Origin of the sequence: Amycolatopsis sp. lyj-112, from assembly GCF_046549055.1 — a bacterium.
Taxonomy (GTDB): Bacteria; Actinomycetota; Actinomycetes; order Mycobacteriales; family Pseudonocardiaceae; genus Amycolatopsis.
In genome coordinates, this window is record NZ_JAJPWS010000019.1 from 17,260 (window position 1) to 38,934 (window position 21,675).

The 21,675-nt window shown below is 68.4% G+C and carries 20 protein-coding genes and 1 tRNA gene; 12 read left to right on the forward strand and 9 right to left on the reverse strand.

Features of this window, described 5'->3' with window-relative positions; translation table 11 throughout:
- Positions 1–30 precede the first annotated feature (30 nt).
- The 3 genes from ACLJRL_RS37275 to ACLJRL_RS37285 are packed head-to-tail and all read left to right on the forward strand — an operon-like array spanning position 31 to position 1,900.
- Entirely contained in the window at positions 31–225 is a 195-nt protein-coding gene (locus ACLJRL_RS37275) for a hypothetical protein (protein ID WP_410661099.1), read from the forward strand.
- Complete coding sequence (locus tag ACLJRL_RS37280) at positions 206–379, forward strand: TetR family transcriptional regulator C-terminal domain-containing protein (protein ID WP_410661100.1); 174 nt, start codon at positions 206–208, stop codon at positions 377–379. The genes ACLJRL_RS37275 and ACLJRL_RS37280 overlap by 20 nt, the downstream gene beginning before the upstream one ends.
- Positions 380–403: 24 nt before the next feature.
- Positions 404–1,900, forward strand: coding sequence for an AMP-binding protein (locus ACLJRL_RS37285; RefSeq protein WP_410661101.1), 1,497 nt, complete (start codon positions 404–406; stop codon positions 1,898–1,900).
- A 142-nt stretch (positions 1,901–2,042) separates the two neighbouring features.
- Here ACLJRL_RS37285 and ACLJRL_RS37290 read toward each other — a convergent pair whose 3' ends face one another.
- Positions 2,043–2,561, reverse strand: a complete 519-nt coding sequence (locus ACLJRL_RS37290; RefSeq protein WP_410661218.1) for a MarR family winged helix-turn-helix transcriptional regulator — start codon at positions 2,559–2,561, stop codon at positions 2,043–2,045.
- Positions 2,562–2,577: 16 nt separating this feature from the next.
- Between ACLJRL_RS37290 and ACLJRL_RS37295 the strand changes: the two genes are divergently transcribed.
- Positions 2,578–3,081 (forward strand): carboxymuconolactone decarboxylase family protein, encoded by a 504-nt coding sequence (locus tag ACLJRL_RS37295; protein WP_410661102.1) that lies wholly within the window; start codon positions 2,578–2,580, stop codon positions 3,079–3,081.
- Positions 3,082–3,353: 272 nt separating this feature from the next.
- Here ACLJRL_RS37295 and ACLJRL_RS37300 read toward each other — a convergent pair.
- The 3 genes from ACLJRL_RS37300 to ACLJRL_RS37310 all read right to left on the reverse strand — a co-directional run bounded on the left by ACLJRL_RS37300 (position 3,354) and on the right by ACLJRL_RS37310 (position 4,434).
- Positions 3,354–3,425 (reverse strand) — tRNA-Val (locus ACLJRL_RS37300).
- 39 nt (positions 3,426–3,464) lie between these two features.
- Positions 3,465–3,926, reverse strand: a complete 462-nt coding sequence (locus ACLJRL_RS37305; protein WP_410661103.1) for a peroxiredoxin — start codon at positions 3,924–3,926, stop codon at positions 3,465–3,467.
- Between the two features lie 76 nt (positions 3,927–4,002).
- Entirely contained in the window at positions 4,003–4,434 is a 432-nt protein-coding gene (locus tag ACLJRL_RS37310; protein WP_410661104.1) for a DUF3052 domain-containing protein, read from the reverse strand.
- A 402-nt stretch (positions 4,435–4,836) separates the two neighbouring features.
- Here ACLJRL_RS37310 and aceE point away from each other — a divergent pair, with 402 nt between their 5' ends.
- The 3 genes from aceE (at position 4,837) to ACLJRL_RS37325 (ending at position 10,750) form a co-directional block, all read left to right on the forward strand.
- Positions 4,837–7,632 carry a pyruvate dehydrogenase (acetyl-transferring), homodimeric type gene (gene aceE, locus ACLJRL_RS37315; protein ID WP_410661105.1) on the forward strand — a complete coding sequence of 932 codons (2,796 nt, stop codon included), beginning with the start codon at positions 4,837–4,839 and terminating at the stop codon, positions 7,630–7,632.
- Between the two features lie 124 nt (positions 7,633–7,756).
- A complete protein-coding gene (locus ACLJRL_RS37320; protein ID WP_410661106.1) occupies positions 7,757–8,968 on the forward strand; it encodes an alpha-hydroxy-acid oxidizing protein in 1,212 nt (403 codons plus the stop codon).
- 168 nt (positions 8,969–9,136) lie between these two features.
- Entirely contained in the window at positions 9,137–10,750 is a 1,614-nt protein-coding gene (locus ACLJRL_RS37325; RefSeq protein ID WP_410661107.1) for an L-lactate permease, read from the forward strand.
- Here the strand turns inward: ACLJRL_RS37325 and ACLJRL_RS37330 are convergent.
- Both ACLJRL_RS37330 and ACLJRL_RS37335 read right to left on the reverse strand, forming a co-directional pair.
- On the reverse strand, positions 10,731–11,363 hold the full coding sequence (locus ACLJRL_RS37330; RefSeq protein ID WP_410661108.1) for a nicotinamide riboside transporter PnuC: 633 nt from the start codon (positions 11,361–11,363) through the stop codon (positions 10,731–10,733). The two genes, ACLJRL_RS37325 and ACLJRL_RS37330, sit on opposite strands and share 20 nt — an antisense overlap.
- Positions 11,364–11,588: 225 nt before the next feature.
- Complete coding sequence (locus tag ACLJRL_RS37335; protein WP_410661109.1) at positions 11,589–12,332, reverse strand: mechanosensitive ion channel family protein; 744 nt, start codon at positions 12,330–12,332, stop codon at positions 11,589–11,591.
- A gap of 342 nt (positions 12,333–12,674) precedes the next feature.
- Here ACLJRL_RS37335 and ACLJRL_RS37340 point away from each other — a divergent pair, with 342 nt between their 5' ends.
- The 5 genes from ACLJRL_RS37340 to ACLJRL_RS37360 all read left to right on the forward strand — a co-directional run bounded on the left by ACLJRL_RS37340 (position 12,675) and on the right by ACLJRL_RS37360 (position 17,583).
- Complete coding sequence (locus ACLJRL_RS37340; RefSeq protein WP_410661110.1) at positions 12,675–13,889, forward strand: PucR family transcriptional regulator; 1,215 nt, start codon at positions 12,675–12,677, stop codon at positions 13,887–13,889.
- Positions 13,890–14,070: 181 nt separating this feature from the next.
- Positions 14,071–14,997, forward strand: coding sequence for an ACP S-malonyltransferase (locus ACLJRL_RS37345; protein ID WP_410661111.1), 927 nt, complete (start codon positions 14,071–14,073; stop codon positions 14,995–14,997).
- Positions 14,994–15,977 (forward strand): beta-ketoacyl-ACP synthase 3, encoded by a 984-nt coding sequence (locus ACLJRL_RS37350; protein ID WP_410661112.1) that lies wholly within the window; start codon positions 14,994–14,996, stop codon positions 15,975–15,977. Before ACLJRL_RS37345 ends, ACLJRL_RS37350 begins: the two co-directional genes overlap by 4 nt.
- A 68-nt stretch (positions 15,978–16,045) precedes the next feature.
- A complete protein-coding gene (locus ACLJRL_RS37355) occupies positions 16,046–16,291 on the forward strand; it encodes an acyl carrier protein (protein ID WP_004559006.1) in 246 nt (81 codons plus the stop codon).
- A 41-nt stretch (positions 16,292–16,332) separates the two neighbouring features.
- Entirely contained in the window at positions 16,333–17,583 is a 1,251-nt protein-coding gene (locus ACLJRL_RS37360) for a beta-ketoacyl-[acyl-carrier-protein] synthase family protein (RefSeq protein WP_410661113.1), read from the forward strand.
- A gap of 405 nt (positions 17,584–17,988) precedes the next feature.
- On the opposite strand, the gene ACLJRL_RS37365 is transcribed toward ACLJRL_RS37360, so the two are convergent.
- The 3 genes from ACLJRL_RS37365 to ACLJRL_RS37375 all read right to left on the reverse strand — a co-directional run bounded on the left by ACLJRL_RS37365 (position 17,989) and on the right by ACLJRL_RS37375 (position 21,562).
- Positions 17,989–20,349, reverse strand: coding sequence for an HAD-IC family P-type ATPase (locus tag ACLJRL_RS37365; RefSeq protein ID WP_410661114.1), 2,361 nt, complete (start codon positions 20,347–20,349; stop codon positions 17,989–17,991).
- Positions 20,350–20,423: 74 nt separating this feature from the next.
- Positions 20,424–21,017 carry a hypothetical protein gene (locus tag ACLJRL_RS37370; protein ID WP_410661115.1) on the reverse strand — a complete coding sequence of 198 codons (594 nt, stop codon included), beginning with the start codon at positions 21,015–21,017 and terminating at the stop codon, positions 20,424–20,426.
- Between the two features lie 41 nt (positions 21,018–21,058).
- On the reverse strand, positions 21,059–21,562 hold the full coding sequence (locus ACLJRL_RS37375) for a DUF3145 domain-containing protein (RefSeq protein WP_410661116.1): 504 nt from the start codon (positions 21,560–21,562) through the stop codon (positions 21,059–21,061).
- Positions 21,563–21,675: the final 113 nt, after the last annotated feature.

The following is a 21,675-nucleotide window of genomic DNA, read 5'->3' on the forward strand; positions in this document are numbered from 1 at the left end:
CCGATCACCAGCGCTTCACCCAGCAGGCTGATGCCGATCGACAGGGTCACCGGTCTGGCGATCGGGTCGGTGCGCCACTACTTCAACGGCCACGACGAGCTGCTCGTCTTCGCCATGCGCGCACTCGGCGACAGGCTGGAAGCCAGGCTGCTGCGCCACATTCCGCACCTGCTCGACCCGGCGACGCCGCGCGCTCGTCCGGCGGGTGCTCGACGGCGCCCGTGAGTCGGACGGCCTGCTCGACGGCCTCGACCTCGACGTCGAAACCGAGCGGCTGGCGGCGCTGCTGGACGGCCTCGCCCTGGCGGGGGCCCGGACGTCGCCGGAGTCGATGCGAGCGGTGCTCCGGCGGCACCTGGAGAGCCTGCGGGCGCCGTAGCCGGACAACTGGCACTGTGGCGGGATGAGCACGTTCTACGAGGTCGCGGCCCAGGATCCCGGTCGTGTCGCGGTGATCGACATCGACGGGCGCGAGACCACCTTCGGCGAGTTGTCCGCGCGGGCGAACCAGCTCACGCACGCCCTGCGAACGCTCGGACTCGGCGAGGGCGACGGCGTCGTCGCGATCATCCACAATGGACTCGCCTACTACGAGCTCCTGCTGGCGACACTGCAGGCCGGGATGTACTTCACCCCGGTCAACTACCGCTCTTCGCCGAGCGAGATCGCTTACATCGCGGGCAACAGCGGCGCCAAGGTCGCGATCGCGGACGCGGACATCGCCGCCACCTGCACGATCGAACTGGGCGCCCTGCACCGGTTCTCGATCGGCGAGACGCCGGGATGGGGCGACTACGCCGCCTGGGGCGCGGACCAGCCTGTCACCACACCGGAGCACCGGACCGCCGGCCAGACGATGCTCTACACCTCCGGCACCACCGGGCGCCCCAAGGGCGTCCGGCGCGCGCTTTCCGGGCGGCCGCCCTCGCTGCACCCGATCCACGAACACACCCTCGAACGCATGGACGTCCTGCCCGGGCGCGGCGTCCACCTCGTCGCCTGCCCGCTCTACCACGCGGCGCCGGGCACGTTCTCGACCGCGATCCTGCATCTCGGGCACACGCTCGTGCTCATGGACCGGTTCGACGCCGAGGAAACGCTGCGGCTCAGCGAAAAGCACCGTGTCACGAGCACCCATCTGGTGCCGACGATGTTCCACCGCATGCTGCGGCTGCCCGACGACGTCCGCGCGCGGTACGACCTGTCGAGCCTGATCGCGGTGATCCACGGCGCCGCGCCGTGCCCGCGCGAGGTCAAGGAACGGATGCTCGCCTGGGTGGGCCCGGTGGTCCACGAGTACTACGGGGCGTCCGAGGGCCTGATCACCGCTGTGCACGCGAAGGAATGGCTGGCCGAGCCGGGCACCGTCGGCCGGGCGCTGGACGGGGTACGGCTCAAGGTCACCGGGGACGACGGCGAAGAACTCCCCGCCGGCGAGACCGGGACGATCTACTTCAGTTCAGCGCACACGAAATTCGACTACCACGACGATCCGGACAAGACGGCCGCCGCGCGCTCCGGCGAGTTCGTCACCGTCGGCGACGTCGGCTACCTCGACGCGGCGGGCCGGGTGTTCCTGTGCGATCGCCGGACGGATCTCATCCTGTCCGGCGGCGTGAACATCTACCCGGCCGAGATCGAGGCCCGGCTGCTGAGCCATCCCGACGTCGAGGACGTCGCGGTGATCGGCGAGCCGGATCCCGAATGGGGACAACGGGTCGTCGCCGTCGTCCAGCCGGTCGAAGGCGTCCTCGGGGACGACGCGCTGGCGAAGCGGCTCGAAGAGCATTGCCGTGCCGAGCTGGCCGGGTTCAAAACGCCGCGCCGGTTCGATTTCCGGGAGCGGCTGCCGCGGACGGAGAGCGGCAAGATGCTCCGCCGAACGCTCCGGGAGCCCTGACGGGCGAAGGTGACGGCCCCGTCCCTCGCGTTCGCCGTCCCCGAGGCGACCCCGGTTCCGGGCTGACCGGCACGATCCTGCTCTACGTACTGCCGCACGGCAGCCCGCTCTCGCAGGACGCGCCGAACCGCGGTTGCCCGTGCTAGGCCCCGAACCAGCCCGCGACGTCGAGCCGGAAGCCGTCCGCCGGCGCCATCGTGCGAAGGTCGGCTTCGAGCGCGCGCACCCTGCCGGCGCCCAGTGCGTCGGCCCAGTCCTTGCGCAGATCCTCGAAGATCGCCGCGGACCGGCCGAGTGAGTCGAACCCGCGCGCGGTGAGCCGCACGACCTTGCGCCGCGCGTCGGCCGGGTCGTCGACACGCTCGGCGTAACCGAGCTGCTCCAGCTTGTCGACGGTCTTACCCGCGGCCTGTTTCGTGACCCCGAGCCGCCTGCCGATCTCGCTCGCCGTCGCGCCGTCGCGGCCGATCGCCTGCATGGCGAAGCCGTACGCCGGGCGGACGTCGGGGTGGCCCTGCTCGGCCAGCTCGGCGTGCAGCCGGTCGATGATCGAGCGGAATCCCGCGAACAGCAGGATCGGCAGCTCGAAACCGGGGCCATCGGAAACTCGCTTGCCTGATTCGACAACCTGGTTTACGTTTTCGTCAACCACGTTGTCTATCTTAAAGAGGCGCTCCATGTTCCCTGACCACACCCTCGAAACCGCACCTCCGGCTTCGCGTCGCCCGATGGAGGCGACCATCCGGCACCTGGGCCATCTCCCCGCCGCCGTCGCCCGGCTGGCGTCGTCACCGGAACTGCTCGACGGTTTCCTCAAGCTCAGCGCGAGCTTCGAGCAGACGACCCTCGAACCGCTCGCCCGCGAAACGGTGGTGATGACCGTGGCGACGCGCAACGGCTGCCACGTCTGCATCGAGATGCACACCGGGAAGCTGAAGAACCTCAGCGCGGACGACGACGTCATCGCGGCACTGCGCTCGCAGGAACCGGTGCCCGACGAGCACCTGGAAGCCGTCCGGCAGTTCACGCTGGCCGTGCTCGAAACCGCCGGCGATGTCGGCGACGAGACGCTGCACGCCTTCCTCGATCACGGATACACCGCCCGGAACGCGCTCGAAGTCGTCATGGGCATCGGCACCTACACGATGTCGACGCTGGCGAACCGCCTCATCCGCGCCTAATCGCACTACGTGATCGCCGTGTCCCGGCGACATCACTCTTTTGGCCCCGATCTTGATGTATCTGAGCAGGCCTGGCCGCCTCCTGAATCATGCAGCCGAAAGTTCGCTACCCGCGGCGCGGCGCACCGGCGGTCTGGCCTGCCGAGGGGGCAGACCAGACCGCCGAAAACCGAAGACGTGTTCCACATGGTTTGGGGGTACGTGAAGGCCCCCTTCCCTCGGCTGAGTCGAGGGAAGGGGGCCTTCACGTGTCTTGCGAGCCCTGGAATCGGTGGGCGCAGTAGGGATCGAACCTACGACCGCTCGGGTGTAAACCGAGTGCTCTCCCGCTGAGCTATGCGCCCGGAAGGTGGCACCCCGCGAGGGGTGCCACCGGTGAAAACTCAGGCCAGCGAGGCCACGGCCTTCTTCCATGCTTGCTGGTCGCGCGCCTCGCCGGGCTGGTTGATCTCGGCGAACCGCACGACGCCGTCCTTGTCGATCAGGAACGTGCCGCGGGTGGCCAGGCCGGCCTTCTCGTTGAAGACGCCGTAGGCCGTCGCGACCTCACCGTGCGGCCAGAAGTCCGACAGCAGGGGGAACTGGTAACCCTCCTGCTCGGCCCACGCCTTCAGCGAGAACAGGGTGTCCACGGACACACCGATGACCTGAACGCCCTGACCGTCGTAGTCCGCGAACTCGTCCCGAAGCTGGCACAGCTCGCCGGTGCAGATGCCACTGAACGCGAACGGGTAGAAAACCAGCAGGACCGGCTTCTCGCCCTTGAAGGACGACAAGGTGACGGCCTGCTTGTTGTAGTCGTTGAGCGTGAAGTCCGGGGCTTGCGATCCGACCTCGACGGCCATACCGGCGGATTCCTCTCGAAGAGCGAACAGGGCATACGCCGACAACCCTATCGTGTCGTTCGCACGGCCCCCGAGGTCACCGCTTGGTCTTGGACGACTTAGGCGACACCAGCCGCGTGCCCGCCCACTTGGGGCCGGCACTGATGTTGGCCGTCTGAGCCAACCCGACCTGCGGTACCGCTTCGGCGATCTCGCTCGGCTCGACGTGCCCGGGCTGTCCCGTCTTCGGGGTCAATACCCAGATCACACCGTTCTCGTTCAGGGGGGTCCGGACCTCGATCAGCGTGTCGCCGAGATCACCGTCGTCTTCGCGCCACCACAGCAGCACTACGTCGATGACCTCGTCGGCATCCTCGTCGAGGATTTCGCCGCCGATCTGCTCCTCGATCGCCGCACGAAGATCGTCATCGACGTCCTCGTCCCAGCCGATCTCCTGGACCACCATGTCCGGCTTGATCCCAAGCCTTTCGGCGACGCTGCTCTGATCAGCGTCTCCCGCGGCGACCACTGCTGTCACTCCTCCAACTACGACGGAGCGTGGTGTCGCCTCGGCCAGGTTGACCGGGCCGGCACCACACTCGGGTACACGATGCCCGTTAGCGAACACTGGCGCGGCGTTCCGCGCAACCGTCCACACCGGATCTTGAACAACTCGTGTCGCAGCGTACGGGCATTCGGCCCATCCTCGCGCGGTCAATTCAGGCGCACTTGGGCACCCCGGGAGCCCCTGCTTTAGGGTGGGAGAGAAAACGCGCGCGCGATACAGGCGCGCGCGAGGCGTGTCGCAATCGGGTCAACGAACGTTACCGATCAGTAGCGGTGACGGGAACGGAGCCGGGGTACGACGATGGAAGAAGAACACGCCCCGCGTACGAGCAGAACCAGCTACAACCTTTTGCAAGGAGACCCCTTGGCCCCGCAGAACGACGGCGCCTCCGGCAAGGAGACCCCGGCACGCGTCCGCGTCATCCGTGACGGATTGGCGGCGCACCTGCCCGACATCGACCCGGAAGAGACGGCCGAATGGCTGGACTCCTTCGACGAGGCGCTGGCCAGGGGTGGTCAGCAGCGCGCCAGGTACCTGATGCTGCGCATCCTCGAGCGGGCCAGGGAACGCCACGTCGGCGTTCCGGCGCTGACGTCGACCGACTACGTCAACACCATCCCCACCGAGAACGAGCCCTGGTTCCCCGGTGACGAGGAGATCGAGCGCCGCTACCGGGCCTACATCCGGTGGAACGCCGCGATCATGGTGCACCGTGCGCAGCGCCCCGGTGTGGGCGTCGGCGGCCACATCTCTACCTACGGCTCGTCCGCGGCGCTGTACGAAGTGGGCTTCAACCACTTCTTCCGCGGCAAGGACCACTCCGGCGGCGGCGACCAGATCTTCATCCAGGGTCACGCCTCCCCCGGCATCTATGCCCGCGCGTTCCTCGAGGGCAGGCTGTCGGAGAACCAGCTGGACGGGTTCCGCCAGGAGTTCTCGCACGCGGGCGAAGGCGGCGGCCTTCCGTCGTACCCGCACCCTCGGCTGATGCCGGAGTTCTGGGAGAACCCGACCGTGTCCATGGGCCTCGGCCCGATGAACGCGATCTACCAGGCCCGGTTCAACCGTTACCTGCGCGATCGCGGCATCAAGGACACCGGCGACCAGCACGTCTGGGCGTTCCTCGGCGACGGCGAGATGGACGAGCCGGAATCGCGCGGCCTCATCCACGTGGCCGCGGGCGAGGGCCTCGACAACCTGACCTTCGTGATCAACTGCAACCTGCAGCGGCTCGACGGCCCGGTGCGCGGTAACGGCAAGATCATCCAGGAGCTGGAGTCGTACTTCCGCGGCGCCGGCTGGAACGTCATCAAGGTCATCTGGGGCCGCGAGTGGGACTCGCTGCTGCACGCGGACCGCGACGGCGCCCTGGTCAACCTGATGAACACCACGCCGGACGGCGACTTCCAGACCTACAAGGCCAACGACGGCGCCTTCGTCCGTGAACACTTCTTCGGCCGCGACCCGCGGACCAAGGAACTGGTCAAGGACCTCACCGACGCCGACGTCTGGAACCTCAAGCGCGGCGGGCACGACTACCGCAAGGTCTACGCGGCGTACAAGTCTTCGCTGGAGCACCACGGCCAGCCGACGGTGATCCTGGCCCACACCATCAAGGGTTACGGCCTCGGCCCGTCGTTCGAGGGCCGCAACGCCACGCACCAGATGAAGAAGCTCACCCTCGACGACCTCAAGCTGTTCCGGGACTCCCAGCGCATCCCGATCAGCGACGAGGAACTCGAGCGGAACCCGAAGCTGCCGCCGTACTACCACCCGGGCAAGGAATCGGCCGAGATCGAGTACATGATCGGCCGTCGCAAGGCGCTCGGCGGATTCCTCCCCGAGCGGCGCCCGAAGGCCGCCAAGGCGCTCGTGCTGCCCGGCGACAAGGTCTACGAAGGCATCCGCAAGGGCTCGGGCAAGCAGGAGGTCGCCACCACGATGGCGTTCGTCCGGCTCGTCCGTGAGCTGGCGAAGGACTCCGAGATCGGCAAGCGGATCGTGCCGATCATCCCGGACGAGGCGCGCACCTTCGGCCTCGACTCGATGTTCCCGACGGCCAAGATCTACAACCCGCACGGCCAGACGTACACGTCGGTCGACGCGAGCCTGATGCTGGCCTACAAGGAGTCCGAAAAGGGCGTCATCCTGCACGAGGGCATCAACGAGGCGGGCTCCACCGCGTCGTTCACCGCCGTCGGCACCTCGTACGCCACCCACGGCGAGCCGATGATCCCGATCTACATCTTCTACTCGATGTTCGGGTTCCAGCGGACCGGTGACGGCCTCTACGCGGCGGCGGACCAGATGGCCCGCGGGTTCGTGCTCGGCGCCACCGCCGGACGCACCACGCTGACCGGTGAGGGCCTTCAGCACGCCGACGGGCACTCGCTGCTCCTCGCGGCGACCAACCCGGCCGTCGTGGCCTACGACGCCGCCTGGTCCTTCGAGATCGCGCACATCGTGCGGGACGGTCTCCGCCGGATGTACGGCGAGACCGGGCCCGAGGGCAACGGCGAGAACATCTTCTACTACATGACGATCTACAACGAGCCCTACCAGCAGCCCGCCGAGCCGGAGAACCTCGACCTCGACGGCCTGCTGAAGGGTCTCTACAAGTACGCCGACGCGCCTTCGGGCGACGGTCCCGAGGCGCAGATCCTGGTGTCCGGCGTGACCATGCCGGACGCGCTCAGGGCACAGAAGATGCTCGCCGAGGAGTGGGGCGTACGCGCGGCCGTGTGGTCGGCGACGTCGTGGACCGAGCTTCGCCGCGAAGCCGTCGCGATCGATCACGACAACCTGCTCCACCCGGGCGAGTCCCCTCGTGTGCCGTACGTCACGCAGGCGCTGTCCGGTGCGAACGGGCCGATCGTCGCGGTTTCGGACTGGATGCGCGCGGTGCCGGACCTGATCCGTCCCTGGGTGCCGAACGACATGCTGACGCTGGGCACCGACGGGTTCGGGTTCTCCGACACCCGCCCGGCCGCCCGGCGGAAGTTCCTGGTCGACGCCCAGTCGATCGTGGTCGGCGCGCTGAGCGCGCTCGCCAAGCGCGGCGAGATCGCCCAGGCGAAGGTGGTGGAGGCGGCGCAGAAGTACCGCCTCGACGACGTCTCCGCCGCGGGTCCGCAGTTGTCGGACTCCGGCAGCGCCTAGCAATGCCATGAACGGCCCGTTACTTGCGAAATTTGCAAGTAACGGGCCGTTCATTGCATCCGGCGCCGGACGGACTAGAGTTATACATCGGATGTTTCCGAGTGAGCGGAGAGGGTGAGCGAGTGTGACGAAGCGTCGACTGCCGAAGCCGAGCGAGCTGAAGCAGATCCTGCGGCCGAAGCCGATCGTGCTCAACCCGACCGAGCGGCGGCTGGCGAACGCGCACACGATCGCCGACCTGCGGACGATCGCCCGCAAGCGGACCCCGCGCGCGGCGTTCGACTACACCGACGGTGCCGCCGAGCTGGAAGACAGCCTCCGCCGCGCCCGGCAAGCCTTCCGCAGCGTGGAATTCCACCCCAACGTCCTGCGCGGAGTGTCCGATGTGGACACCGGCAAGGAGATCCTCGGCAAGCGTTCGGCGCTGCCGTTCGCGTTCGCGCCGACCGGGTTCACGCGGATGATGAACCACGAAGGCGAGGCCGCGGTGGGCCGCGTCGCCCAGCGCAACGGTATCCCGATGGGCCTCTCGACGATGGCGACGACGTCGATCGAGGACCTCGCGGCGGCCGCGCCGGAGGCCCGCAAGTGGTTCCAACTGTACGTCTGGCGTGACCACAAGGCCGGCGAAGATCTGATGAATCGCGCCTGGGCCGCCGGGTTCGACACGCTCATGCTGACGGTGGACACCCCGGTCGCCGGCGCGCGGCTTCGCGACGTCCGCAATGGGCTGACCATCCCGCCCGCGCTCACCCTCAAGACGTTCGTCGACGGCGCGATGCACCCGGCCTGGTGGTTCAACATGCTGACCACCGAGCCGCTGACCTTCGCGTCCTTGAGTCACTTCGACGGCACGGTCGCCGAACTGCTCAACAAGCTCTTCGACCCGACGCTGAATTTCGACGACCTCGACTGGGTCCGCCAGACCTGGCCGGGCAAGCTCGTGATCAAGGGCATCCAGAACGTCGACGATGCCCGTGACGTGGTCAAACACGGCGCAGACGCGGTACTTCTGTCCAACCACGGCGGCCGCCAGCTCGACCGCGCGCCGACGCCGATCGAGCTGCTGCCCGCGGTGCTCGACGAGATCCAGGGCAACGCGGAGGTGTGGGTCGACACCGGCATCCTCTCCGGCGGCGACATCGTGGCCGCGCTCGCGCGCGGCGCCGACGCGGTGCTCATCGGGCGCGCGTTCCTCTACGGCCTGATGGCCGGCGGCGAGCGCGGCGTCCAGCGATGCGTGGACATCCTGCGCACCGAGATGGTCCGCACCATGCAGCTCCTCGGCGTCCGCACCCTCGCCGACCTCAAGCCTTCACACGCCACCATGCGCTGACCCCGTCGCGTTTCGTCCTCTGGTTGCGGTGGTTCGACGCCGAACCACCGCAACCAGAGGACGAATTTCGGGATTCGCCTTCATCTTGTTGACGAAACACAAGGTTTGTGAGGAAGATCTCGGGCACGGCGTGAAAAGCCGTTTTCGCATCGTGGAAACGGGGTTCGTATGTTCGTCCAAGAACTCTCCCCGCTCGGCACACTCGGCCTGTCCGCCCTCGTCGCGGTCCTCCCGCTGGCCACCGTCCTGGTCCTGCTCGGCGCCGTCCGGCTGAAAGCCCATCTCGCCGCCCTGATCGGCCTCGCGGTCGCTCTCGTCGTCGCGATCGTGGCCTTCGGCATGCCGATCGGCCAGGCGATCTCCGGCGCCTTCTCCGGCGCGGCGTTCGGCCTGTTCCCGATCATGTGGATCGTCGTCAACGCGCTGTGGATCTACCGGATCACCGTGCGCACCGGGCATTTCGACGTCCTGCGCCGCTCGTTCGGCCGGGTTTCGGATGATCCGCGGATCCAGGCGCTCATCATCGCCTTCTGCTTCGGCGCGCTCATGGAGGCGCTGGCCGGATTCGGTGCCCCGGTGGCGATCAGCGCGATCATGCTGGTGGCGCTCGGTTTCACCCCGGTCAAGGCCGCGGTGGTGGCGCTGGTGGCGAACACCGCCCCGGTCGCGTTCGGCGCCATGGGCACCCCCGTCGTCACCCTGGCCCAGGTCACCGGCCTGCCGCTGGAACAGGTCTCCTCGATCGTCGGACGGCAGACGCCGTTGCTCGCGCTGGTCGTCCCGCTCCTGCTGGTGATCATCGTCGACGGCAAACGTGGTCTCAAGGAGACCTGGCTGCCCGCGCTCACCTGCGGTGTCGCGTTCGGCGTCGTCCAGTTCCTCGCGTCCAACTACGTGTCCGCACAGCTGGCCGACATCGGCGCCGCCCTCGCCGGCGCGGCCGCGCTGGTGGCCCTCCCCGCGTCCCGCAAGCCCGCCGACGCCGAGGTGCGCGCCCAGGTCCTCACCGGGACCCAGACCGCGACCCTCGAGAAGCCCGACGAGCGCCGCGACATCTTCCTCGCCTATCTGCCGTACCTGCTGATCATCGTGATCTTCTCGATCGCCCAGCTTCCTCCGGTGAAGAAGCTGCTCGATTCGGCCACCTGGAAGTTCCGCTGGCCGGGACTGGACGTGGCGAGCCCGACCGGGAAACCCGTCACCGGCAACAGCTTCTCCCTGCCGTTCCTGAACACCGGCGGCACGCTGGTGCTGATCGCGGGCGTGCTGACGGCGATCGCGCTCAAGGTCGCCGCGAGCGACGCGGCCGCCGAATGGCTGGCGACGGTGAAGGAACTGCGGTTCGCCATCCTGACCGTGGCCGGCGTCCTCGGGCTGGCCTACGTGATGAACCTGTCCGGGCAGACCGCGACGATCGGCACGTTCATCGCCGCGGCGGGCGCGGGGCTCGCGTTCCTGTCCCCGGTGCTCGGCTGGTTCGGCGTGGCCGTCTCCGGATCCGACACGTCGGCCAACGCGCTGTTCGGCGCGCTCCAGGTGACCGCCGCGCACCAGGCCGGCCTGCCCCCGGACCTGCTGGCGGCGGCCAACAGCTCGGGTGGCGTGCTCGGCAAGATGATCTCGCCGCAGAACCTCACGATCGCCTGCGTCGCGGCGAACCTGCCCGGCGAGGAGGGCAATCTGCTGCGCAAGGTGCTCCCGTGGAGCATCGGGCTGCTGCTGGTGATGTGCCTGATCGTGGTCGGTCAGGCGAGCCCGGTGCTCAGCTGGATGCTGCCCTGACCGCGACGGGCGTCGAACGAGCGGTGCGGTTCCAGCTCCACCAGCCGTGCACGACCAGCCCGGCGAACACGATGTAGACCGCCGCCGAGAAGTACAGGCCCGACGAGAGCTGCAGCGGCACGCCGATCGCGTCGACGACCAGCCACACCAGCCAGAACTCGACCAGGCCGGCGCCCTGCGCGGCGAAGGCGACCAGTGTGCCGACGAAGATCGCGGCGTCCGGCCAGGGCGCCCAGGAGGCGTCGAGCGCGTCGAGGACCAGCGCCATCGCGGTGGTGCCGATCACGAACGCGCCGAGCATCGCCAGGCGCTCGGAGAGGCGGCCCTTGCGGACGACGACGCCGTAGACCGGGTCGGAGCGGCGGGACCAGGCCCACCAGCCGTAGATCGAGATGGCGAGGATCGCGACCTGCCTGGTGGCGAGCCCGCCGAGATGCGCGGAGACGTAGACGGAGAACAGCAGCACGGTGGCGCCGACCTGGACCGGCCAGGTCCACAGCGTGCGGCGTTGCGCCAGGAAGACCACCGCGAGCGCGAAGACCTGCCCCGCCAGCTCGGCGAAGGAGATCCACTGTCCGAGCACCGTGACACCGTTGTGCAGCAGGAAGTCCACGTTCGCACCCCTCTGTCGTCTACCGCTCCAACATGCTCCGCGACGACGCCATTCCCAAGAGAGTGTGAGGTGCGGAACAGGGAAACCGCTTGAGGGACGCTGAGGCCGGAGGAGCCTGCATGAGACATGACGAAGGGGCCCTTCACCGCGAGTCATGCGGCGATGGGCCCCTTCAGCTCCACGCGGGCCCGGTGCCTTCCTCGATCACCGGGCCCGCGCGGATGCTCAGGAATCTACGCGACCGATGCCCACCGGCGAAGTCGGCGGCTCCGAACGGACCGTTTCCTTGCCGTTTCCGGCTCCCGAGTCCAGCTGGCCCTGCAGGTTGGCCAGCCAGCCGTGCCAGCGCTCCTGCGCCGGCTTGATCAGGCCGCCGCCGAAGCCGACCACGATCACGCCGCCGATGGTGGCGAGCACCGCCACCAGGACCGGTCCCGTCACCGCCGTCGCGATGTTCACCTGGCCGAGCGCGGCGATGATGCCGAAGGCCATGATCAGCCAGTAGGCGACGGTGCCGAGCAGCCGTCCGGCGGGGCGGGCCGACAGCGCGCCGTGCACCAGGTCGCGGACGACCTTCGCGATGGCGGCCGCGACGATCACCAGCACCAGCGCCACCAGGATCCGCGGCAGGAACGCGATGATCTCGTTGAGCAGCGCACTGACCGGATTACTCTCACCGAATACGCCGAACGCCAGCTGTAAGGCGATCAGGAGAATGAAGTAGTAGACGAGTTTGACGACGATGCCGCCCGCGTCGAAATTCGCTTGTTTGAGAGTTCCGGTGAGTCCCGTCTTCTCGATGAGCTTGCCGAAACCGATCTTCGACAGAACCAGTCCCAATGCCTTTGACACAGCCTTCGCGATCAACCAGCCGATGAGCAGGATGATCAGGAATCCCACCAGTTTCGGCACGAAGGTGGCGACCAGGTTCCATGCTTGTCCCAGACCGTCTTTCAGCTGCTCGCCCACGGCGAACTCCCTCCTCGGTACATCCCCGCCGTATGCTGCGCGGCTTGCGAGGGATCGTTGATCACGCGCCCGTCACCGGCAACTCGGCAACCCACGATCGAGTGAGTCAGCTAGCGGGAAAAGATCCACAAGTCCCATACTTGTTCTACCGGTGGGGACCGGGGAGACGAGGCCGCTCGGCGCGGCGTAAAACGCAAGCGCCGGGCGGCCTCGAGTTATGTACGGACTCCTTTGACAATTCCCCGCCGCGGATCCCGCGATCGTCTGTCCACTTCGGACAAGACGGGCGGACTGCCGCAGGACGACGCCCCCGGGGACCGGCCGGACTAGGATCGGCTGACCATGGCTGATGCGACTTCCGGACGGCATGTGCCCAAGCACCACGGGTTGTCCGCCAAGACCCTCCGCCGGCTGGAGCACGCCTCCGGCCGGCTCGCGAGCGCGAGTATCGCGGTGATGGAGGAACGGCTGAGCTGGTTCGCCCGGCTCCCGGCCGACCAGCGCGCGAGCGTCCTGCTGATCACCCAGGCGGGTGCCGCCGGTTTCGTCGACTGGCTCCGCGATTCGAAGGAGGCACTCTCCCTCACCACCGAGGCCTTCCGCGAGGCGCCGGCCGAACTGTCCCGCTGGGTGAGCCTGCGGCAGGCGGTCGGCATGGTGCGGCTGGCGATCGAGGTGTTCGAGGAGCAACTGCCGGACTTCGCCGCGAACGAGGCCGAGCGGGCGGCGCTGATCGAAGGGATCCTGCGCTACGGCAGGGAGATCGCCTTCGCCGCGGCCAACTCCTACGCGGCCGCCGCCGAGGCTCGGGGCGCCTGGGACGCGCGGCTGGAGGCGCTGGTCGTCGACGGCATCGTCCGCGGCGACGCCGAGGAGGCCGTGCTCTCCCGTGCGGCCGCGCTCGGCTGGGACCCGGCCGCGCCCGCCACCGCGCTGGTCGGGACGCCGACCTCGGACGACCCGCCGGCGGTCGTGTTCGAGGTCCGCAGCCGCGCCACGCGGGTCGGCCGCCAGGTACTGCTCTCGGTCCAGGGATCTCGCCTGGTCGTGGTGGTCGCCGGACCGACCGAGGGCACTCTGAAGGACAGCGAGATCCTCACCAAACTGTCCGTCGCGTTCGCCGACGGCCCGGTCGTCGCCGGTCCGACGGTGGCCACTCTCGCGGAGGCACACCACAGTGCCACCGAAGCGCTGTCCGGCCTGCGCGCCGTCGTCGGCTGGCCCGGAGCGCCCCGGCCCGCCCGGTCGGTCGACCTGCTGCCCGAACGCGCGCTGTCCGGCGACCCCGAGGCAGAACGCCTGCTCGTCGACCAGATCGCCAGGCCGCTGGAGGAGGCGGGCCCGGCCCTGCTGCGGACGGTGGAGACCTACCTCGACAGCGGCGGCGTCCTGGAGACCTGCGCGCGGACGCTGTTCGTGCATCCCAACACCGTCCGGTATCGACTGCGCAAGGCTGCCGAACTCACCGGCCGCCACGCCGCCGAACCGCGCGACGCCTGGGTGCTCAAGGTCGCCCTGACGGTCGGACGGCTGGCCCGGTCGCGCGGCCTCTGGTAAACCGGTTGGTAACTCAGCGCAGTGATGGACCTCATAGGAAAAGCTGGTTGAACCCGACAAGGCTTTTGGGTTAAGCGCGGAGATCAGGAAGGCACTTTTGTAGGTTTCCGACAATTACGTCGGCAGGACTTGGTGAGCGTCGGCATCACGACCATGGTGGCCGAGAGTGTTCCCTTGGGGGGTGACAGCAGCAGTCCTCGCCCCCGGTCAGGGTTCCCAAGCCCCAGGCATGCTCACCCCTTGGCTCGAGCTCGACGGCGCCCGCGCGCGCGTCGAAGGCTGGTCCGAGCGGGCCGGGCTCGATCTCGTGCGCCTCGGCACCGAAGCGGACGCCGAAGAGATCCAGGACACCGCGATCACGCAGCCGCTGATCGTGGCGCTGTCGCTGCTGGCCTTCGAACACCTGCAGCGCGTGGCCCCGGTCGCCGACGACGCGCCGGTCGCCGGCCACTCCGTCGGTGAACTGGCCGCCGCCGCCATCGCCGGGGTGCTGAGCCCCGAGGACGCCGTCGCGCTCGCCGCGATCCGCGGCGCGGAGATGGCGAAGGCCTGCGAGCAGGAGCCCACCAGCATGGCCGCGGTCATGCTCGGCGACCCCGAGCAGGTCGTCGCCTGGCTCGCCGACAACGGTCTCGCCGCGGCGAACCGCAACGGCGCCGGCCAGATCGTCGCTTCCGGCGCGGCCGCGCTCATCGAGAAGATCGTGGCCGAGCCGCTCGAAGGCACGAAGGTCCGGGCCCTCAAGGTCGCGGGCGCGTTCCACACGTCGTACATGGCACCCGCGCAGGAAGCGCTGGGCGCCTACGCTGCGAAGATCACCCCGGCGGACCCCACGCGTCCGCTGCTGTCGAACGCCGACGGCCAGGTCGTCACCGGTGGGGCCGAGTACCTCGAACGGCTGGTCAAGCAGGTCACCAGCCCGGTGCGCTGGGACCTCACCATGGACGGGCTGGTCTCCTTGGGCGTCACTTCGACGTTCGAGCTGCCGCCGGCGGGCACGCTGACCGGTCTGGTCAAGCGGCAGCTCAAGGGAACCGTGACCACCACCATCGCGCTGAAGACGCCCGCCGAGCTGGCGAAGCTTCAGGGGCAGGAGGACGCTTCGTGACCGACCGATCCACCTTGCGGCAGGCGCACGGCGCCGCCGGGACACGCATCCTCGGTGTCGGAAGCTTTCAGCCCGAGAAGGTCGTGACCAACGACGACCTCTCGCAGATCATGGACACCAACGACCAGTGGATCCGCGACCGCGTCGGCATCGTCGAGCGCCGGTTCGCCGAGAAGGACGAATCACTGGTCGACATGGCCGTCAAGGCGGGCGCCGCGGCGCTGGCCGACGCCGGTGTGGATCCGTCCGAAGTGGACACGGTCATCCTGCCGAACTGCACGATGCCCACGCAGATCCCGAACGCGGCCGCACAGGTCGCCGACCGGATCGGGATCGTGCACCCGGCCGCGTTCGACCTCAACGCCGCCTGCGCCGGATTCTGCTACGGCCTCGGTGTCGCCTCGGACCTGATCCGGGCGGGCAGCTCGAAGAAGGCGCTCGTCATCGGTGCCGAGAAGCTCACCGACCACGTCGACCCGGTCGACCGCGCGAACGCGATCATCTTCGCCGACGGCGCGGGCGCGGCGGTGGTCGGCGCGGCCGACTCGGCGCAGATCGGCCCGGTCGCCTGGGGCAGCGCCGGCGAGCACGTCGACCTCATCTACATGCGCGACGAGAAGTGGATCTACCAGGAGGGCCAGTCGGTCTTCCGGTGGGCGACCACGCAGATCGCGCCGATCGCCTTGCGGGCACTGGAACTGGCCGGGCTCGAAGCGTCCGATGTGGACGTTCTGATCCCGCATCAGGCCAACCTCCGCATCGTCGAGGCCATCGCCAAGCGGCTGCGCGCCAAGGGCGCCCGCGAGGACATGGTCGTGGCCGACGACATCAAGTACTCGGGCAACACCTCGTCCGCGTCGATCCCCCTCGCGCTGGACCACATGCGCAAGGCCGGGACGGTGAAGCAGGGCGACGTCGTACTCGCCGTCGGCTTCGGCGCCGGACTCTCCTACGCGGGCCAGGCCTTCATCTGCCCGTGATGAATACTTCCTCTGTGGACACCATGTCCGCGGAGAAGCCCCAAGCATCACCGAGAAGGGAACAACCAGTGGCAGACAACGCAGAGATCCTCGCCGGCCTCGCCGAGATCGTCGAAGAGGTCGCCGGTGTGGCGCAGGACGACGTGACCGCCGAGAAGTCCTTCGTGGACGACCTCGACATCGACTCGCTGTCCATGGTGGAGATCGCTGTTCAGGCCGAGGACAAGTTCGGCGTCAAGATCCCGGACGACGAGCTCGCGAACCTGAAGACCGTTGGCGACGCGGTGAACTACGTGTCCGCCAACTCCAAGTAAGACACCAGCACTTGATTGGCGCCGACCTTGGGGAGACTCCAATGAGCAACATCGACGTCGTGATCACCGGGATGGGCGCCACCACGCCCCTCGGTGGGGACGTCACGTCCACGTGGGACGGCCTGCTCGCCGGCGAGAGCGGCATCCGCCGGATCGAAGCCGACTGGGTCGACGAGCTCGACCTGCCGGTGAAGATCGGTGCCATGCTCGCCGTGGACCCGTCCGAGGTCCTCCCGCGGGTCCAGGCTCGCCGCCTGGACCGTTGCGAGCAGGTGGCGATCATCGCCGCGCGTCAGGCTTGGGCGGACGCGGGCTTCGAGCAGCCGACCGATGAGCATCAGGATGTGGACCCCGAGCGCCTGGGGGTGACCATCGGCACCGGTGTCGGCGGTCCGGTCACCCTGATCTCACAGAACGACCTTCTGCACAAGCAGGGCCTCCGCAAGGTGTCCCCGCTGACCGTGCCGATGCTGATGCCGAACGGTCCTGCCGCGCATGTCGGCATCGACCTGAAGGCCCGCGCCGGCGTGCACTCGCCCGCATCGGCCTGCGCCTCGGGCGCGGAAGGCATCGCCGCCGGCTACGAGATGATCCGGTCCGGCCGGGCCGACGTCGTGGTCGCCGGTGGCGCCGAGGCGTGCATCCACCCGATCACCCTCGCCGGGTTCGCCCAGGCGAGGACGGTGTCCACGCGCAACGACGACCCCACAAAGGCTTCGAGGCCCTTCGACGCGAACCGCGACGGTTTCGTGCTCGGCGAGGGCTCCGGCGTCGTGATCCTGGAGCGGGCCGACCGCGCCAAGGCCCGCGGCGCGCGGATCTACGCGCGGCTGAGCGGGTTCGGGATCACCTCGGACGCGTACCACATCACGGGTAACCACCCCGAAGGCATCGGCCAGATCGCCGCCATGCGGGCGGCGATGAAGATGGCCGGAGTCTCCCCGGCCGACGTCGGCCACGTCAACGCGCACGCGACCTCCACGGTCGTCGGCGACGTCGGCGAGGCCGCGGCGATCCGCAACGCCGTCGGCGACCACACCGTGGTGACCGCGCCCAAGGGCGCGCTCGGCCACCTTGTCGGCGGTGCGGGAGCGGTCGAGGGCATCGCCACGATCCTGGCGATCTACCACGGCCTCGTCCCGGCGACGCTGAACCTCGAGGACCTGGACCCGAAGGTCCAGCTCGACGTCGTGGCCGGTGAGGCTCGCAAGGTCGAACTGGGCGCGGCGATCAGCAACTCGTTCGGTTTCGGCGGGCACAACACGGCGCTGCTGTTCACGCCTGCCGCCTGACCGGAGGCTCCGGCAGGTGTTGCGAAAGTGGCTTTCGCAACGTTGAAGGTTGCGAAAGTGGCTTTCGCAACACCGCTTCGACGCCAGACCGCGCCAGTGGGGCGAAGGGTCGTGAGTGGCGATCAGGATTCCGTGAAGGCCTCCTTGCCTACCTTGAGCGTAGGTAAGGAGGCCTTCACGGACCAACAACCCGGAGACGACCGCGCACACCCTCGCGAAGGACGCTTTCCCCACATGCGATGCGGGGACAGCGTCCTTCACCCCTGCCACAGCCACCCACAAGGAGAACGCAACTAGCGGACTAAACGCAGACGACCTTGATCGGGGCTCAAGGCGTGGGTACACAAATCGCGGTCCGCTCTAACCCGAATAGCCACTCACGACCACGCTGAGCCGGAGCGTCGGTCAGGTTTCCGTGCGCTTCACCAGATACCGCCCGATCAACCAGGCGGCCTCCACCAGCACGATCCCCACCCCCGCGCAGACGAACGCCGAGAGCGTGTAGGCGCTCACACTCGGGTCCAGCGCGAAGAACTTCTGCGTGAACGGGATCAGGAACAGCGTGAGTGTCAGCACGACCATCCCGCCGATCAGCAGGATCTTCCACCACTTGTACGGCCGCGCGACGATTCCGAGCACCCACAGCGCGATGGTGATCAGGGTGATCAGCGCGGTCGTCCCTGCCTGGATCTTGTCCACTTCGGACTGTCCGGAGCCCTTGTACACCAGCAGGTAGCTCACGAACGTCGCCGTGGCGATGACCAGCCCGGCCGGGACTGCCATCCGCATCACCCGGCCGACGAAGCCGGTGCGGGCCCGTTCGTTGTTCGGGGCCAGTGAGAGCACGAACGCGGGCAGGCCGATGGTGAACCACGCGGTGATCGTGATGTGCCGCGGCAGGAACGGGAACGGCACCTGCGCGATGCCGACCATCAGCGCCAGCAGTACCGAGTAGACGGTCTTGGTGAGGAACAGGTTCGAGACGCGCTCGATGTTGCCGATCACCCGCCGTCCCTCGGCCACGACATACGGCAGGGTGGCGAATTTGTCGTCCAGCAGCACGATCTGCGCCACCGCGCGGGTGGCCGGGCTCCCGGCCCCCATGGCGACGCCGATGTCCGCGTCCTTCAGTGCGAGGACGTCGTTGACGCCGTCGCCGGTCATCGCGACCGTGTGCCCCTTCGACTGCAAGGCTCCGACCATCGCGCGTTTCTGCAGCGGTGTCACGCGGCCGAAGACGGCGCGCTCCTCCAGGGTGTCGGCCAGCTTTTCGGCTTCGTCCGGCAGTTTCCGCGCGTCGACGGGCTGGTCCGCGCCGGGCAGGTCGAGGGTGCCCGCGACGGCGCCCACGGAGATGGCGTTGTCGCCGGAGATGACCTTGACCTTCACATCCTGGTGCGCGAAGAAGTCCAGAGTCTCCTTCGCGTCCGGACGGACCTTCTGCTCCAGCACGACGAGCGCCACCGGTTCGATGTCGCCGGGGCCCTCAGCCGAGTCGACGGCCCGCTGGCCTCGGCCCAGTAGCAGGACACGGAGACCACGCGAGCCGATCTTCTCGGCCTCCGACCGGTGCTCTCCCTCCGGCAGCAGGACGTCGGCCGCGCCGAGCACCCAGTCACCCTTGCCGGTGAACGACGCGCCACTCCATTTACGCGCCGAGGAGAACGGCATCGTCGTGGCGACCGGCCAGCCCGGGTCGGTCCGGTGCTCGTCCGCGATCGCCTGCAGGCTCGCGTTCGGGCGGGGATCGGCGGCGGCGAGCGCGGCCAGCACGTCGTCCACCGGATGGCCCGGGGTGATCTCCCGGACCTCGGAAAGCCGCATCGCGTTCTCGGTGAGCGTGCCGGTCTTGTCCGCGCACACAACGTCGACCCGGGCGAGCCCTTCGATCGCGGGAAGTTCCTGCACCAGGCACTGTCGCTTGCCGAGCCGGATGACGCCGACCGCGAGCGCGACGCTCGTCATCAGCACCAGGCCTTCGGGCACCATCGGCACGAGCGCCGCGACCATCCCGCGCAGCGCGTCCGGCCAGGCCTGGTCGCCCGCGAGCTGGTTGTAGATCGTCAGCGCGCCCGCCGGGATCAGCAGGTAGGTGATGAACTTGAGGATCTTGTCGATGCCCTGCCGCAGTTCCGACTTCACCAGGGTGAACTTGCTGGCCTCCGCGGCCAGTTTCGCCGCGTAGGACTGGTCGCCGATGGTGTCCGCGCGATAGGTACCGCTGCCCGCGACCACGAAACTGCCGGACAGCACCTTGTCGCCGGGCTGCTTGACCACCGGATCGGATTCCCCGGTGAGCAGCGACTCGTCGATCTCCAGCGCGTCGGCCGTCAGCGCCGGGCCGTCGACGACGATCTTGTCGCCGGGGCCCAGTTCGACGACGTCGCCGAGCACGACGTCTTCGGGTGCGATCTCCACGCTCTGCCCGTCACGGCGGACGGTCGGCTTCGCCTGCCCGACGATCGCGAGCCGCTCCAGCGTTCGCTTCGCCCGGAGTTCCTGGATGATGCCGACCGCGCTGTTGACGATGATCAAGCCACCGAACAGCCCGTCGATGAAATATCCCGTCGACAGGATGAGCAGGAACAACACCCCGTAGATCGCGTTGATCCGGGTGAAGACGTTCGCGCGGATGATCTCGCCGGTGGTCCGGCTGGTCTTCGTCGAGACCGTGTTGGTCTGGCCCGCGGCGACACGCTGGGCGACCTCATCGCTGGTGAGCCCCCTCGCGGCGTCGGTCAGCAAGGCCGGCTGATCAATTGCCATGCCGCGACTCTATTCCGCCCGCCCTCGCTGATGCGTCAGCCTGAGGGACTATGTCACCCCTGAGGATGGTCGGGTCAGCACCGTTCGTGCTCGGGGTTGGTGCCTCCGTCGGTGGTATCGACCCGCCACGAGCCGCTCTCCAGCCGCAGCGGCAGCACCAGCCGCCAGCGGATGCAGTCCTCGGGCAGGTAAACCGGCGCGTCCTCGACGTCCTGCGTGCTGGTGAAGGCGACGAGGACCCGCAGCGATCCCGGCGCGCCCGGCTCGATGCGGTAGACCAGGATGCTGCCGTCCCGTGTGGACTGATAGTCCTTCCGCCACTCCGACGCCGTCTTGGTCTTCTGCCGTTCCCGGCTGACCACCGATGTCCACTTCGGATAGTCGCGGTCGTTGATCGAGTCGAAGTACCCCTGCAGCACCTGTTTGACGTTCGGGTACTGCGGATGCGCGACGACGTCGGGCGTGACCTCGACGGTGGGCGAGCCGGGCTGGTCTTCCGGGGCGATCGACGTCGGCACTTCGCTGACGGCGGGTTCGGTGGGCACGGCGTCGGGACGGCGGTAGAGCTCACGCGCCAGCAGGCCGATGCCGACGGTCAGGGAGATCACCACCACGAGGACGGGGATCAGCCACCGCTGACGGGCGGCGGTGCGAGGCTGGGCGGTCACCCTGAAAGGTTAGCCGCCCGCCTCCGCCGTGCTCACTCGCTCTACCCGACCTGATGCAGCCAGGTGACCGGGGCGCCGTCACCGGCGTGCCGGTACGGCTCGAGCGCTTCGTCCCAATTGGCGGCGAGGAGTTCGTCGAGCTTGTGCGCCAAGGACTCGCCGGAGCGGACCTTGCTCACGAGGGCGCGCAACTGGTCCTCGCCCACGACGAGGTCGCCGTTGGCACTGGTCCGGCCATGCCACAGGCCGAGGCCTGGCGCGAAGCAGAACCTTTCGCCGTCGACCCCAGCGCTGGGCTCTTCGGTGACCTCGAACCGGATCATCGGCCACGCCTTCAACGCGGACGCCAGCTTTGCGCCGGAGCCCGAAGGCGCGCGCCAACCACATTCGGCGCGGAGCTGTCCTGGACTGGCGGGCTGCGCCGTCCACTTCAACTCGACACGGGCACCCAGGGTGCCCGAAATAGCCCACTCGACGTGCGGACAGACCGCAGACGGCGACGAGTGGACGTACACCACGCCACGGGTGTTGCCACGGGTGCTCACTGCTGACCTCCGCTACTCGACGAGGGGCGTCTTCCCCTACGACCTCGCGAGCTGCGCTGGTCAGGTGGCTCGTGCCGCCTCCCGGTACGCGTGAGCACATTGTGCACCCCAAT